15 protein-coding genes are annotated in these 13,751 nt (G+C 58.3%); 6 read left to right on the top strand and 9 right to left on the bottom strand.

What is annotated here, in order from left to right; all coding sequences use genetic code 11:
- Positions 1-7 precede the first annotated feature (7 nt).
- The 5 genes from QA642_RS37725 to QA642_RS37705 form a co-directional block, all read right to left on the bottom strand.
- Positions 8-850, bottom strand: coding sequence for an NAD(P)-dependent oxidoreductase (locus tag QA642_RS37725; RefSeq protein ID WP_283081435.1), 843 nt, complete (start codon positions 848-850; stop codon positions 8-10).
- 33 nt (positions 851-883) lie between these two features.
- Entirely contained in the window at positions 884-1,441 is a 558-nt protein-coding gene (rfbC, locus tag QA642_RS37720; protein WP_283081434.1) for a dTDP-4-dehydrorhamnose 3,5-epimerase, read from the bottom strand.
- Between the two features lie 24 nt (positions 1,442-1,465).
- On the bottom strand, positions 1,466-2,572 hold the full coding sequence (rfbB, locus tag QA642_RS37715) for a dTDP-glucose 4,6-dehydratase (RefSeq protein ID WP_283081433.1): 1,107 nt from the start codon (positions 2,570-2,572) through the stop codon (positions 1,466-1,468).
- Between the two features lie 923 nt (positions 2,573-3,495).
- On the bottom strand, positions 3,496-4,914 hold the full coding sequence (locus QA642_RS37710; protein ID WP_283081432.1) for a DUF2264 domain-containing protein: 1,419 nt from the start codon (positions 4,912-4,914) through the stop codon (positions 3,496-3,498).
- 193 nt (positions 4,915-5,107) lie between these two features.
- The gene (locus tag QA642_RS37705) at positions 5,108-6,187 is read right to left on the bottom strand and encodes an acyltransferase (protein WP_283081431.1); all 1,080 of its coding nucleotides are present in this window, start codon (positions 6,185-6,187) and stop codon (positions 5,108-5,110) included.
- Between the two features lie 187 nt (positions 6,188-6,374).
- Between QA642_RS37705 and QA642_RS37700 the strand changes: the two genes are divergently transcribed.
- Positions 6,375-6,842, top strand: coding sequence for a hypothetical protein (locus QA642_RS37700; protein WP_283081430.1), 468 nt, complete (start codon positions 6,375-6,377; stop codon positions 6,840-6,842).
- A gap of 81 nt (positions 6,843-6,923) precedes the next feature.
- On the opposite strand, the gene QA642_RS37695 is transcribed toward QA642_RS37700, so the two are convergent.
- Positions 6,924-7,166 carry a hypothetical protein gene (locus tag QA642_RS37695; protein ID WP_283081429.1) on the bottom strand — a complete coding sequence of 81 codons (243 nt, stop codon included), beginning with the start codon at positions 7,164-7,166 and terminating at the stop codon, positions 6,924-6,926.
- Positions 7,167-7,242: 76 nt separating this feature from the next.
- Complete coding sequence (locus QA642_RS37690) at positions 7,243-8,397, bottom strand: hypothetical protein (RefSeq protein ID WP_283081428.1); 1,155 nt, start codon at positions 8,395-8,397, stop codon at positions 7,243-7,245.
- Between the two features lie 166 nt (positions 8,398-8,563).
- On the opposite strand from QA642_RS37690, the gene QA642_RS37685 reads away from it, so the two are divergent.
- Positions 8,564-8,824, top strand: coding sequence for a hypothetical protein (locus QA642_RS37685; protein ID WP_283081427.1), 261 nt, complete (start codon positions 8,564-8,566; stop codon positions 8,822-8,824).
- Between the two features lie 41 nt (positions 8,825-8,865).
- On the opposite strand, the gene QA642_RS37680 is transcribed toward QA642_RS37685, so the two are convergent.
- A complete protein-coding gene (locus QA642_RS37680; protein ID WP_283081426.1) occupies positions 8,866-9,111 on the bottom strand; it encodes a hypothetical protein in 246 nt (81 codons plus the stop codon).
- A 208-nt stretch (positions 9,112-9,319) separates the two neighbouring features.
- Here QA642_RS37680 and QA642_RS37675 point away from each other — a divergent pair, with 208 nt between their 5' ends.
- Positions 9,320-9,727 carry an Ig-like domain-containing protein gene (locus QA642_RS37675; RefSeq protein ID WP_283081425.1) on the top strand — a complete coding sequence of 136 codons (408 nt, stop codon included), beginning with the start codon at positions 9,320-9,322 and terminating at the stop codon, positions 9,725-9,727.
- 679 nt (positions 9,728-10,406) lie between these two features.
- The gene (locus QA642_RS37670) at positions 10,407-10,850 is read left to right on the top strand and encodes a GDSL-type esterase/lipase family protein (RefSeq protein WP_283081424.1); all 444 of its coding nucleotides are present in this window, start codon (positions 10,407-10,409) and stop codon (positions 10,848-10,850) included.
- Between the two features lie 16 nt (positions 10,851-10,866).
- Here the strand turns inward: QA642_RS37670 and QA642_RS37665 are convergent, their stop codons facing one another.
- Positions 10,867-11,532 (bottom strand): hypothetical protein, encoded by a 666-nt coding sequence (locus QA642_RS37665; protein ID WP_283081423.1) that lies wholly within the window; start codon positions 11,530-11,532, stop codon positions 10,867-10,869.
- A 256-nt stretch (positions 11,533-11,788) separates the two neighbouring features.
- Here QA642_RS37665 and QA642_RS37660 point away from each other — a divergent pair, with 256 nt between their 5' ends.
- Positions 11,789-13,111 carry a UDP-glucose/GDP-mannose dehydrogenase family protein gene (locus QA642_RS37660; RefSeq protein ID WP_283081422.1) on the top strand — a complete coding sequence of 441 codons (1,323 nt, stop codon included), beginning with the start codon at positions 11,789-11,791 and terminating at the stop codon, positions 13,109-13,111.
- A 61-nt stretch (positions 13,112-13,172) separates the two neighbouring features.
- The gene (locus tag QA642_RS37655) at positions 13,173-13,517 is read left to right on the top strand and encodes a hypothetical protein (RefSeq protein ID WP_283081421.1); all 345 of its coding nucleotides are present in this window, start codon (positions 13,173-13,175) and stop codon (positions 13,515-13,517) included.
- Positions 13,518-13,751 lie beyond the last annotated feature (234 nt).

Raw genomic sequence — 13,751 nt, 5'->3', positions numbered from 1 at the left:
CGAGATCTCAATTCTTCTGTCCTGATGCCGCAGCGAGGGCCGCCGTCAGCTTGGTCACGTCGCCCCAGACTGCCGGCGAATCGTACGGACGCATCGGAAACTTGCCCCATTGCAACTCGATATCGAGGTTGTTGTCGGAAACGAACTTCGTGACCCGCGTTCGCAGGGATGTCGGTGTGCCCGAGCAGCAGTTGATCACTCCTGTGACCTCCGTCTGTGACGACACCTTGACGATCTGTCCCGCGAGTTCCTCTACATCGATGAAATCGCAGAGCAGCTCACCGCTGTTGAGCGGGAACGTCTTCTGGCCTTCTTCGGCTGCCTTCAGGAGTTTGGCAAAGATGGAATTGTTCCGACGATCGTCCCCGGTGATGTAGTAGCACCGCAACCACTGGCTCACGGCGCCGTGCTGCGTGCAGAGCCAGTCCTGAAGTTGGCGCAAATAGTTCTTGGCGATGCCATAGGGGTGGCGCGGCGACGCCGGCGTCGCCTCGCTGACCGCCCCGACGTGAAAGCCGATCTCGTGCACCGTGCCGGCGGTGACAAGATGCTTCAGGCCGCCGCGCAGCATCGTTTCCATGAACCGGTAATGCTTGTCGACATTCGCGAAGTGGGCGGGGTTGGCGTGATCAAAGCCGAATTCCCAGGCGAGATGGATGCAAACATCCGGGCTGCCGAGTCGGCGGTACAGATCGGGGTCGCCATCGAAGATGTCAGCCGCGAGGTGTCCGGAAGTGTCGCCACCAGATGGATGTCGTCCTATCGAGACGACCTGATGCCCCGCCTTTCGCAAGGCCGGCACAACGTGCGATCCAACATATCCACCACCGCCGGTGACTGCGACCTTCATACCTTATCTGTCCCTCTTAACTCAGGCCGCCAGTCAATCGAAATAAGTCGGCAGGGCCTTCAGCTGTGGCCAGCGGGTATCTTTCTCTGCGAGCAGAGACTTGTCTCGCGGCATCTGCCAATCGATCGCGAGATCCGGATCATCCCAGGCAAGGCCACGCTCGTCCTTCGGAGACCAGTAGGCGGTTACTTTGTAGAGGACGACCGTGTCGGGTTCCAGCGTGCAATAGCCGTGGGCAAAGCCGGCCGGGATCAGAAGCTGTTTGCCGTTTTCGGCCGAAAGCACTTCCGAGACCCACTTTCCATAAGTGGGCGACGAGCGCCGCAAGTCGACTGCGACGTCAACGACGCTCCCGTGCAACACGCGCAGCAACTTGTCCTGGGCGGCGGGGGGCGTTTGGAAATGGAGGCCGCGGATGGTGCCCGCCTCCTTCGAGAAGGCCTGATTGTCCTGAATGAAATTCAGCGTGATGCCGTGCTCGAAAAACCGCTGCTGGTTGTACGTCTCGCTGAAGTGCCCGCGGACATCGCCGAACGATTTGGGCGTGATGACCTTGACGGCCTCGATGGCGGTAGGAACGACATTGAGCATGGTAAATCCTGGACGCTGAAGACCCTAGACTGCGAGGCCAAGCCGCTCGCCTCGATAGGTGCCCGTCCTCACGCGTTCCCACCATGTCTTATTGTCGAGATACCATTGCACGGTTTGGCGCAATCCGCTCTCAAAACTGTGCCTTGGTTTCCAGCCCAGCTCTCGCGCTATCTTCGCAGCGTCGATCGCATAGCGTGCATCGTGGCCCGGGCGGTCCGCCACAAAGGTGATCAGCCGTTCGCGCGGGCCGATCGACGGATTGGGGGCGAGCTCATCGACCAATGCGCAGATCGCCCTGACAACATCGATATTTGTGGCCTCATTGTGGCCGCCTATGTTGTAGCACTGTCCCGTGGCGCCTTTGTGAGCAACAAGCAGGAGTGCCTCCGCGTGGTCATCCACATGAAGCCAGTCGCGGATGTTTTCACCCTTGCCGTAGACCGGGAGCGGCTTGCCTTCCAGTGCATTGATAATCGTCAGCGGAATCAGCTTTTCGGGAAAGTGGTAGGGGCCGTAATTGTTGGAGCAGTTCGTGATCACGACTGGCAGGCCGTAAGTGTGATGCCAGGCGCGAACAAGGTGATCGGACGCGGCCTTGGACGCGGAATAGGGGGAGTTGGGCTGATAGGCCGTCTCTTCGCTGAAGTAGCCGGTGGCACCCAGCGAGCCAAAAACCTCGTCGGTCGAGATGTGATGGAAACGAAAGCCGTCCTTGCGTTGCGACGGCAGCTTCCGCCAGTACTCCAGGGCCGCCTGAAGCAGTGCAAAGGTGCCGACGACGTTGGTTTGAATGAACTCGCCGGGCCCGTCGATCGAGCGGTCGACGTGACTTTCGGCCGCAAGATGCATGACAACGTCCGGTGCGAACGCCGTCACAATTCGTCGCATGGCCGCAGCATCGGCGATGTCGGCTTGCTCGAAGCGGTACCGCGGATTCGCGGAGACAGGCCGAAGCGAATCCAGATTGCCCGCGTAGGTGAGCTTGTCGACGACGAGGACGTCACTCGACGTGGTCTCGATGAGGCGACGCACCACGGCCGAGCCGATGAAACCCGCTCCGCCGGTTACGAGAAGCCTCTTCGGAGCGCATTGCGAAGCCAACGTCGAGTCCTTAGCCACGAACAGTTCCATTCTTGGTTTCAGCAGATAGCCGGTGAATGACTAAAAGTCGTTGCGGGCCTCTCTGTGGCGAGTGCCCAAGAATTCTTCATCGTGCTCAAAATTCGGACTGAAATTCCAAGATGAAGATAGATTAGCTCATTATGTGCGAAGTTTATTGTCCTCGTAAAATCCGAGCAAGTCATTTTTCCCGGCATAGCTAATATGACAAAATTCTGTCGATCTTCGTGATTTCGAGCTTCGATGTATGTCGGCTGGAAGTTGCCGCTAGGGCCACGACATCGTCGGCTCCCTCGCAAGGTCAATCTGTAAGAGGCCTCGGTCGGCTTCGGAGAAAAGCTAGGGTCGAGAAGGCGATCGAGCCATATATCCTGCGATACATGGCGGGTTTACCATTGTTGTCTACCGTTCCGCATTCGTTAGAAAATTGATGAAGCTAGATCTAGTGTGCCGTTCCATTCCGATTATTTTCAGCGTGCCTCGGCATCGATATCTTCTTCCTACAATGCGAAGGCATTGCGATGATCTGTTCTATCCCGACGGCGAACGCCGAACGATCGCCTTATTGAATCTGCGGAAATGGATGATCTGGAGATGTGCAAATTCTTTTGTGTCGCGAGATCGTCCAGAGTCTTTCGACTCGGCCAGGGCCGCTGCGGGCTTCATTGGCCTGTCGGAGCAGGCGCTCTCCCGCTTGTGTTTAGTTCTTTCTTTCGTGCTCCAAACTTGTGATGGCTCATCAAGTTCAAGACTGCGCAGCTTGGCCTGCCTTGCCTGGCCTCATCCGCGTCTACCGCCAGTGTTTGGGCCTGTGGTACGTCATTTTCAGCGGCTTGCTTCGTGACGCATTCTCAGGTGGCTGAGGTGTATGTCCAGGCGTTGGACCAATTTTTGTTGTCGTGAAGGGGGCGGGCGCGAAGCTTGCAAATAGTAACTCAAAGCCAGGAATTGCAGGCCCGCAGAGGATAAGGCTCAGCTGTGCTATAGATCCGAGCTTCGTACTGAGCGGCGTGGTTATTCGGCCGCCGGGGACGTCTTGAAACCAACTCGGCCAAGCGCCGGGAGAAACCGTAGTCGGCACACGGTGGCTTAACCTTGGTGTTGCTTAAAATCTCGATGGTGATTTCGCCGGTTGAGTGATTGCCGTTCAAGATCCAACCCAGGCGCGGAAGCTCGATGTGAAAGGATCCCAGTTCAATGGGCATCGGCTGTTCTTGGCTTTTCCAAAATGAGTCTGGATCATTATGCAAAAGCGCGAGAGTAAGTGATCTCAGCCCCCAGTGACAGCTACCTGTCCCCGTGTAGACGTCAACAAACCGGGCATCGTTGTCGAAATAGCCCTGCGTAAGACCACCGTCACGGAGAGCGTCATGAGATATGAAATGTTGCCAGACCAGGTCGAGCGCTCGAAGCGCCATTCCCCTGGTCTGAGGAGTGTCCTCGATAAGCGAAACTGCAATTAGGGGCACGGGTATCGCTGTGCGATAGCACACGCTGCGGCCCATGATGGGAATGCCGGATGGCCCAATGAGATGCGAAGTGAGCGCCGCGGATTCTGTTAGCGCCCTTCTAATGAAATCGGAATCGAAGTCTGGTGAGAGCCGGTTGAGCCAAAAGAGCTCATAGGTGATGCCCCACGCATTGTAATAGTCGACGCCTTCCGGTTTGTCGAAGAACCAACCGTTCTCAAGATAATTGGACTTAAAATCCTGGTACTTTGCAAATGCTGCAGCGTCACCCCTCTGAGTTCCGCGGCCAAGGCTCTTCAGGACATGGTTGATTGCAACCGGAAACAGAAGCCAATTGTTGTGCAAAGTCTCCACAAAAATCCCTGTCTCCAGCCATTTCGCGATCTGATTTTGCTGCAGGGGAGAGAGCTTCTCCCACAACTCATCGCGCGTGAGATACAGAACGCGGGCGACATCGGCCCCCTCGACGACACGTTGATCGTCGTCACCAATCTGCCCCCAAAAGTAGCGGGACTGAGGATCGGTCCCAGTCAATATGCCGGACTTCAAAGCCGAAATTATTGTTTGGCGCTCTTCGCTCGGTTCAGCTTCCGAACGAGTAGCGTGAACCCAAGCCGCGAGCAAAACCGCAGTTCTGGCAAATCCCTCGATTCCGTTGACGGAAAAGCCTGCTCCGCCACCGATGCCCGGATAGTTTACCCGCTCGAAATTCGTGGTCGCGTGCCGAAAGAAGCCATCGGAAAAATACTTTATCAGCTGAATAAATCGCTGCTGGGGCGAAAGACTTCCGTCGGCAAACGCCAACTGTATTTCGCGCTCTCGAGGGCTAGAAGGGGGCATCGATCTATATTTCAGCCAGCCGTCGATCGGCTGCCCTGTCTTCATGAGGGCGATCGGCAAAGCCAGCACAAGTATTAGGCACCCCAAAACGAGCTTTATCCGCAACGTGCTGCCCCAGAATTTGGCGAATGTGGCGCGCGGCCACTAAATCAATGAATAGTACTGATGTAATAATACCACGTGGGGAACTTCTGAAAAGCCCGGCGGAACCAGAAAACAAGGGCAGTTGATCGAAGGGTTAAAGCCTCTCTCGAACAACGGGCACCTCAACGGGTCTTCTTTGCGCGAGGCCGAGCACAATTAGCTTTGACACTGGCCGCTCTATGAGCTGGTAGACGGCCACGCCGCCCAGAAGCGCCAACGCGCTACCGCAAATTCCGTAAAAGGCGGCGGCCGAACTGAAGGTCTGATCAATGCCGAAGCCGTGTATCATCCCTGTCCTCTTCATCGCCAAATTGAATACAAGGAGAATGATGATGTGTGAGAGGTAGATAGAGTAGGACGCGTTTCCGAGCAGAAATGCCGTATTGCTGAAACGTTTCTCCGCGTCAAACTCGAAGCTCAATATCCCCATAACGATTAGTGCTGATGACAGACCCCAGGTCAGCGCTCTCTCAAGTAAATTGTCCGGCATGTTCGTTGCTGACAGGACCAAAACAACTAGGCCTCCGCCAATCAGAACAAGTGCCAATGGCTTCGGAGCAGTGCAGTTGGCCTCGTACAGCCTCCCGATGATGCATCCCGCCATAAATTCTAAGAGGAGCGGGCTCGTATAGGCGAAAGACATTCCTCCCTTAAAATCGAAAAGCAGGCCAACGACGATCAGTGCAGAAAGGCATCCGACGATCGCTTTGAGCTGCAATGCCCTCGGCAGGACGAGTGTAACGGCGAATACACAATAAAAGAACATTTCGTACATCAGCGTCCATCCAAGAAAATAGAACGCAGAAATCCGCTGGCTCAAATGGCCGTCGAACCATGGAACGAAGAATAGGGACCTGATGACGTCGAGGGTGGAGATAGGGCTGTGCTTGCTGGCTAGCGTGGTTAGGAAATAGGCGAGAGTGAAGAGCCAATAGAGCGGCACGATACGAAGGATGCGATGCCACATGAACTCCTGCGGTCCGATCTGCCTGCGCCCCGTCGTGGTCCACATGATGAACCCGCTGATCACGAAGAACAGATCGACGCCCGCTTCACCAATTGAGGGCGGTTGCTTCAAGCCTGAATCGAAGTAGGCGGGACCTATGAAGTGGTGCACCACCACGCCGGTTGCGGCGACGGCACGCAAATACTGGATCGTAACGATTCGATGCACTGCTTGGACTCAAACTGGTCAGAAACCTGAGCGTCACGGGATGAGGCCATCTCGTCGAGGTTTGCCCGGACGTTACTGGCTGACTTGCTTACGGCCAGAACGAGGCATATCGATGGTTATGTTGACGCTTGAGCGTACAATACTAGGTCACGCTGTCGCAGCGGTGCACGCATCTGGAAACCGCCGCATGCTCCGCGAGCGTCACGGGCGCGCCAAAATGTTCGCAGCTTGGTTTTGGCTGAAGTTGGTCAAGTGCGCACCGCCAGGTCATTCTTTGTCGCGGAGCTTGATTAGAGCGGGGCTTCGCACCTTTGTTCTTGTCTTGGCGCTGTCTCCGACGGCGGCCCTGGCCGGGGGAACATGTCTCCTGCATCCGGAGCCATTCAAGCTGCAGTCCGACACGGTTCGCTGGTCGATCAAAATCGCTTCGGGCGGGCAGTGCATCCAGGGCTTGCGCTGGTCGACGATCATGATCGATCACATCGCCATCACTGAGATGCCAAAATCAGGGCAGATCATCATCCAGGGACCTTCGTTCCGCTACTTGTCCAATCAGGGCGCTCGCGGAAGCGACTCCTTCAAGCTGAGCATCACGGGATCGTCGATGCGGATTTCGGGCAATTCGTCGATCGAGGTCGAAGTCAGCGCGGAGTAGGCTTGCTGCTGTACTGCGATGCTGTGTGTTCGGCGGTGAAGATTTTCGCTTGCACTGACGTGCGATGCCGCCGCCGAATGCTCAGCGCGGCGGATTGGTCAGCCCGCTGTTGTTGTTGTTGATATTGGGATTCACCGAGACCGCCGGCGGCACGCCTTGCCCAATGGGATTTTGGAACGGATTGTTGCTCGGCTGGGTTGCAACCGGCCGGCGCGCGGATTGTGGCTGGCCCCTCTGCCCCTGTTGCTGCGTTCCCTGAGCCTCTGCCGCCGTAGAGGTGCCGAGCATTGCTATGACGAGAGCCGTGAGCAGGGACGAACGCATTGTTGCCTCCATCGATCCGACGCGGTTAACCGACAGCTCCAACCTAGCTAGGCGTCGCGTTGCAAATTGGAAGGCGTCAGGGCTTCTTGCAATCGGTATAGAGAACCCCGGTGGTCAGGACCACGCGCTCGATACAATGCCTGGCATCGGTGATCTCTCCTGGGACCGTGAAATCGTAGGCTTGTCCCCTGAGGATCAGGGCGTAGCGACCCGGCGCCAATTCAAGCTCCGGATCCTCACTATGCAACTCGTACATCTCGGGCGCATTTGGGAGCGGCGATGAACGGAACAGGAACGACACGTTCCGTATCACCCAAGTCGCCTCGCCGTCATCCGGCCTCTTTCCGGCGGCCTCGGCGGAAAATTCCCGGGCGACTCTGGCCAGGATGCGAACCTCGGCCCGATCCGCTGCATTGGTCGAGGAATCGCGGCGGAACACGACGAATTTCGGGTGTCCATTCGGCAGCACGGTCGGACTCGGTGCCTTGAGCGCGGCCGACACCGCAACGCGAATATCTGGTGGCTTGCCGGGGAGGAGCGGCAGCTCCACGAGACGATTGTCGGTGACCGCGTAAATGCCGTAGTCCGTCGGCCGCAACGGGTCGGGCTTCGCCGGGGGAGGCGTCGGCGCAGGTGCGCTCGCGGGTTGGACCGGGGGCGAGGAGACTATTGTTCTTTCCTGAGGAGCAATATCCCGGGCGATGTTTTGCGTGAAGTGCCACAGCCGCTCCCGTTGCTGGACAGCGAGCAAAACGCCGCCGAGGATGACAAGCATCGCGGCAGTTCGTCGCATCAGCGCAAACTGCGCACTTCGGCCGCGACCTGCCACGTGCTTCGGTTCGACGCGCCAGGCTGGCTCCGACGGCGTCGGCTGTGCCTCCGCGGCCTGAGCGGCAACAGCGCCTGGCAGCTGATCCAGTCGGACCGGAGCGTCCTCGGGCCGTACTCTGGTCGGCGACGGCGCAATCAGCGGCTGCTGCTGCGAAAAATGTTCAACGCCGCGGATTGCGGTCTCGAGCGCCTGCTGCGCGCGCTTGATATCCTTGGCGTCCGCGTGCGTGAACTGCTCCAGCAGTTTGTAGCGGGCGAGGTCGTAGATAGCCTGACGCAAATGCTCGGGGTTGTTGTCCACCGTCTCGATCATGCGGGCGATGACGAGCGCGAATTGGATCTCCGTAGGAGCCTGGTCCGGCCGTTCGGGATCGTTTGGAATCAGGTCGCCCGAGGTCATCGCCTGGGTGGCATTCTTGAGTGCATGACAGTCACATTAAACCAATCCGCCTGCGACGAATACGGCATTTTCGGCTGTATCGGCGCCATGCATCTCGACTAGAATGGCTGGATGCGGCGGATCACGTGGTCCGGTCGCGAGAAAAGTTGTCGTGCGGGAAAATCACATGGTCGCAAACTGGAAATCGCCCTTGATGCTGCTGGCCGTGACGTGTCTTGCGGCCGGTGCCCTTCCAGGGCACGCATCCGCACTCACGGCCGAGCTCGCGCGAAAATGCAGTGCATTGACGGCCAAGCAGTTTCCGCCACGCGAGCCCGGCAACCCCGCCGCCGGCAGTGCAAAAGGGTCGGGACGTACTCAGCATGATTATTTCAACAAATGTGTCGCCAACAACGGCAAGGTCGACGCTGAAACGTCATCCAAGTGAACGCCGCCCAAGTGATTGCGGGGGCGCCCATCGCAGACACACTAGGATTGGCGTTGTGCCGATGAGGAAGGCGTCTCTGGAGCGGGAATGTTGCCTTCCTTCTCCATACAGCTCCTGAAATAGGCTTGGCGATCCCCGCGCATCCGCACCGACCCGGGGCGCTGATACGGATAAGCGACGTAGGAATAATGCATGCACTTGCGGGCGACCTCGGCGCTTGGACCGGCGGCCGCCGCGGTCGGAACGAGCGTACAGGCCAGCATGACGAGATTGATTGCGATCTTCAAGTTCGTCTCGCATTGTGGGAGGACAAGTGGTTAGAACGAACCAGCCGAACCGACTATATAGCCGTTCGGCGTTCGGTCTTGCCAGCGTCGTCTCGCAAACCTGCGAACGGGTTCTTAGCGTCACATTTACCAACGCGGGCCATTTGCGGCCGGGACTTACCGAACGTTAGCCCGAGTTGGCGCATCGTCCTCAAAAAGGATGGCGCCAATGAAACCGTTCACATTTCCCGCTCTCGTTATGCCGATGATTGGCGCTCTTCTGATTGGGCAAGCCAACGCGACGCCAAATTGCCTGCGAGATCATCAGCCCTACAAGCTCGCCGGCGACAGTATCGATTGGTCGATGACGATCAAGCCCGGCGCCAACTGCATTCAGGGCCTTCGCTGGTCGACCATGCAAATCTACAGCGTGTCCGTCGCGGAGCAGCCGAAGGGCGGCGAGCTCACATTGGTCGGTCCCGGATTTCGCTATTTCGCGAACTCGGACTTCAAGGGGAGCGACAGTTTTGCGCTGGTGGTGGTGGGAAAGAACCGCCACGACGAGGGACGATCGGTCATTCACATCCAGGTCAGCGCCTCAAACGAGGGGCTCGTCGCCAATCTGACAGGCTATTGAACTGAGGCTAGCTTGCCTGTCGACCCTAGCGATAGCAGCGAGAGTGCCGTCGCTCCGATGACGTGCGCGAATACGAGGCAGATCCGGCGTTGATAGCTGGGTATGAAGACCATTCCGAGCAAAGCAAGCTTAGCGAAGTGCCCGAACTCGACGCTGGCTAGCGTTGGACTCGGCCTGATCGGCGACAGCGTGGTGTAGGCGATAGAGGCAAGAAAAAGTCAGGTTGCCAGTCTGCGTATTTTTTGGGCTGCGGAACTCGAACAAACTTCATCTCACCGTGGCAAAGTTGCTCTTCGGAGCGAGAAGCCGGTTCACGGCCGTTGCTGTCGAGAATTGTTGTAACAATTCGACCAACAGCAAAGGCGAAAACGCAAGGAACGGGTCCGTCTCGACCGAGTTGTGCAATTTGCATAGCAATGCGGTGGCGAAAATGCGCCGTTGGACCGAGGAAGAGATATCGCGGCTGAGGATGCTGGCCCAGAAGCGGCGCGCATCTCAGATCGCAATTGAACTCGGCCGATCAACCGGTGAAGTTCATCGCAAAGCCCGTGAGCTCGGTCTTTCTCTCCGCCTCCAATCTCAGGCCAAGCGTCCTGGTCCTTGAACGAGAAGGGCCGCATCGCCGGCATTGCTTAGCTCATTAGAGCGAGCCGCAAGAGGCATCGTCGGCGAACCGTTGTTGCGGCGCTGGTTTGCTCCAACCGCTCCGCGGCGGCGCAACACGCTCTTTGAGACCTTCCATACACGTGCTGACATTGTCATGGTTGGCGACAGCCTCACCGAGGCGGCGGAATGGCACGACAGGCTTCCCGGTAAGAGCATTGCGAACCGCGGTATCCGCGGCGATCGCACGGATGACAGTCTCCAGCGCATGGACGCCATCCTCGCCGTTGGAGCTCGGCGCGCCTTTGTCATGGTGGGATTCAACGACTTCGCGCTCAATCAGCCGGTCGCAGTCGCTTTCGAGAACTATGGAAAGATCGTCGATCGACTTACAGAGCAGAAAATCGATGTCTACATCCAGTCCACGATCGAATGCTCGAGGGCGGTGTGCGGCGGGATACTCGATGACATTCGTGCTCTCAACGAGCTGCTCCGCGCCCATGCCGGTGAGGGCGCGTGATATTCAGGCGCGTTGTTCAGTTGAGGTCGGAGTAGCGTTCCTGAAGAGCAAGCCGGCAGCCTTCCCGATCAAAGGTGCGGCGCGGACGGAACTCAGCCATCCGTCCGTGCATGGCAATCAAGTCGGCGAAGCGCTCAATGAGCGAATAATCTCGACCGGAATAGTCGTCAACGAGGATGCGAGTATCGACACTTACGTGGAGCAGGCTTTCAAGAGCGCACGCGACCCGCATCCTGCTGTCAATCAAGACGAGGTCAGGAGTCTCCTCGACGACAGCCCACGGAGCCTTCGGAAAACGCTGCCATCTCGCGATATGCGACGGAGTTGGGCGATCAAAGATGGGGTATCCCCATTCTCGTGTCGGGCCAAGGTTCGGCGTCAAGATCGTAATGTTGGCCTCAGAGCGCGGCAAGGAAGCCGCGACGGCCTTGGCAAAGACTCGATCTGTCTCGACGCTGATCAGTTTCGAAACATGTCTCGCGGCCACGAGGGTGGTTCCGCCGCAACCGTATTCAAGATATACGCGACTGGATTGAATGGCGGTTTGAAAGCAGGAGAGTCCATCAGGATCGAGTGTGGGCGCCGAGTTTATGACGTAACCCCGCAAATGCTTTCGCGCGACAAACTTTGCGGAATGAAAATAGTATCGGGATCGCGCGAGGGATGGGGTCATCGAGGTCACCGTTCGAACTCCTTTGAGTTCCTACGCCGCGGTATCAAGCCCCATGCGTTATTCTGCGACTCTCTATGTCGAAACTTGGACGCGCGCTGCTGCTTCAAAAGGCAGGGCCTGTCGCGATACAAATGATCCTATGGCGGGCGGTTAAGGTTTATTCGGATTACTCCAGAACCTGCTCCAATGTTGAGCGTGCCAGCAGATAAAGAAGTGTACTAAGATGTTGAGCGGAACATCTATCCCCAAAGGAGCTAGGCTTTTCATGCGAATCGCGATGATCGGCACGGGTTATGTGGGACTGGTGTCCGGGGCCTGCGTTGCGGATTTCGGTCACGACGTGACTTGCGTCGACAAGGACGAGAAGAAGATCGCGGCGCTTCATCGCGGCGAAATCCCGATCTACGAGCCCGGGCTGGACGAGCTGGTCGCCAATAACGTCAAGGCCAAGCGGCTGGACTTCACCACCGATCTGTCGAAGCCGGTCGCCGAGGCCGACGCCGTGTTCATCGCGGTCGGCACCCCGTCGCGCCGCGGCGACGGCCATGCCGATCTGTCCTACGTCTACGCCGCCGCGAGAGAGATCGCGCAGGCGCTGTCCGGCTTCACCGTGGTGGTGACCAAGTCGACCGTGCCGGTCGGCACCGGCGACGAGGTCGAGCGCATCATCCGCGAGGCCAATCCGAACGCCGACGTCGTCGTCGCCTCCAATCCCGAATTCCTGCGCGAGGGCGCGGCGATCCGCGACTTCAAGTTCCCCGACCGCATCGTGGTCGGCACCGGCGACGAGCGCGGCCGTAAGGTGATGGGCGACATCTATCGGCCGCTGTCGCTGAACCAGGCGCCGCTGATGTTCACCGCGCGCCGCACCGCGGAGATGATCAAATACGCCGCGAACGCGTTCCTGGCGACCAAGATCACCTTCATCAACGAGATCGCGGACCTGTCCGAAAAGGCCGGCGCCAACGTCCAGGAGGTCGCGCGCGGCATTGGCCTGGACAACCGCATCGGCACCAAGTTCCTGCATGCCGGTCCCGGCTTCGGCGGCTCGTGCTTTCCGAAGGACACCAAGGCGCTGATCAAGATCGCGCAGGACCATGACGTGCAGCTGCGCATCGTCGAGTCCGTGCTGGCGGTCAACGAGAACCGCAAGCGCGCGATGGCGCGCAAAGTGAGCCAGGCGCTCGGCGGCTCCTTGCGCGGCAAGACCATCGCGGTGCTCGGCCTCACCTTCAAGCCCGACACCGACGACATGCGCGATGCGCCGTCGATCCCGCTGGTCACCGGCCTCATCGACATGGGCGCGAACGTCAAGGCGTTCGACCCGGTCGGCATGGAGCAGGCCAAGGGTGAGCTGCCCAGCATCACCTATTGCGAGGACGCCTATTCGTGCGCGCAAGGCGCCGACGCGGTCGTCATCGTCACCGAATGGGTCCAGTTCCGCGCGCTCGACCTCGACCGGCTGAAGAGCGCCATGGCCCAGCCGATCATCGTCGACCTCCGCAACATCTATCGCCCGGAAGAGATGGAAGCCGCCGGCTTCACCTACGACAGCGTTGGGCGCTCCGCTCGGCTGAACGAGGCGTGATCCTCTCGATTTGTCCCTAAACCCGGGCTTCGAGGGAGGTCGTCGCCGGCCCGTCAAGAGAGTGTCGCGCCGGCGCGGCGCACGCTATCTTGACGGCGCGTCTGACACGTTTTGCGTTTTGGGCGGCGATGCCAGCTTCGGCGCGGCCTTGGTATTTTGCGTTGTTGTCGTCGGCTCTGGTTTCGGCGTCGTGGAGAATGTCCGATCAAAGCAATCCCGCATGGCCTGGTCGGATGTCATGAGCATGCAGTTTGGGCCGGCTTGCGCGGAGTTCGATGAAATGGCGATGCACGCCGCGGCCGAGATCAACAAGATACGCATGGCTGAAATCCTTGTGCGCTACAAAGGCATGCACTGTAACATTTGCGGTCGGCTCTCGTCGAATCGACCGAAGTCTGGTCGATAAATGGGCAGCTCAACGCACAGAGCTTCGCCCCGTTCATTGGACAGGTGAACTTGCATGTTGAGAGGAGAACAGCCCTAGTCCCGCTCGCGGCCATGCGGAGTTGTTGGACCGTCAATCAACTCGAGGTGAAAGGGAATTCGATCAAGGGTTGCAAAAGGGCAACATATTGCGTCGTTCAATACGACGGCAGAGGCGTTGCAGATCAATTTCGCGCTTTGAGCTGTGTTCGTCGGC

It is taken from the genome of Bradyrhizobium sp. CB2312 (assembly GCF_029714425.1).
Lineage (GTDB): Bacteria > Pseudomonadota > Alphaproteobacteria > Rhizobiales > Xanthobacteraceae > Bradyrhizobium.
Note: the sequence above shows the minus strand (reverse complement) of the source record. Positions and strands in the feature narration are given on the sequence as shown.

What these genes read in the sequence shown, in the direction of transcription:
- rfbB (WP_283081433.1), bottom strand. Translation starts at nt 2,572, where the DNA reads ATGGAACTGTTCGTGGCTAAGGACTCGACGTTGGCTTCGCAATGCGCT.
- QA642_RS37685 (WP_283081427.1), top strand. Translation starts at nt 8,564, where the DNA reads ATGGTCGCAAACTGGAAATCGCCCTTGATGCTGCTGGCCGTGACGTGT.
- rfbC (WP_283081434.1), bottom strand. Translation starts at nt 1,441, where the DNA reads ATGCTCAATGTCGTTCCTACCGCCATCGAGGCCGTCAAGGTCATCACG.
- QA642_RS37690 (WP_283081428.1), bottom strand. Translation starts at nt 8,397, where the DNA reads ATGACCTCGGGCGACCTGATTCCAAACGATCCCGAACGGCCGGACCAG.
- QA642_RS37725 (WP_283081435.1), bottom strand. Translation starts at nt 850, where the DNA reads ATGAAGGTCGCAGTCACCGGCGGTGGTGGATATGTTGGATCGCACGTT.
- QA642_RS37710 (WP_283081432.1), bottom strand. Translation starts at nt 4,914, where the DNA reads ATGAAGACAGGGCAGCCGATCGACGGCTGGCTGAAATATAGATCGATG.
- QA642_RS37675 (WP_283081425.1), top strand. Translation starts at nt 9,320, where the DNA reads ATGAAACCGTTCACATTTCCCGCTCTCGTTATGCCGATGATTGGCGCT.
- QA642_RS37700 (WP_283081430.1), top strand. Translation starts at nt 6,375, where the DNA reads ATGCTCCGCGAGCGTCACGGGCGCGCCAAAATGTTCGCAGCTTGGTTT.
- QA642_RS37695 (WP_283081429.1), bottom strand. Translation starts at nt 7,166, where the DNA reads ATGCGTTCGTCCCTGCTCACGGCTCTCGTCATAGCAATGCTCGGCACC.
- QA642_RS37660 (WP_283081422.1), top strand. Translation starts at nt 11,789, where the DNA reads ATGCGAATCGCGATGATCGGCACGGGTTATGTGGGACTGGTGTCCGGG.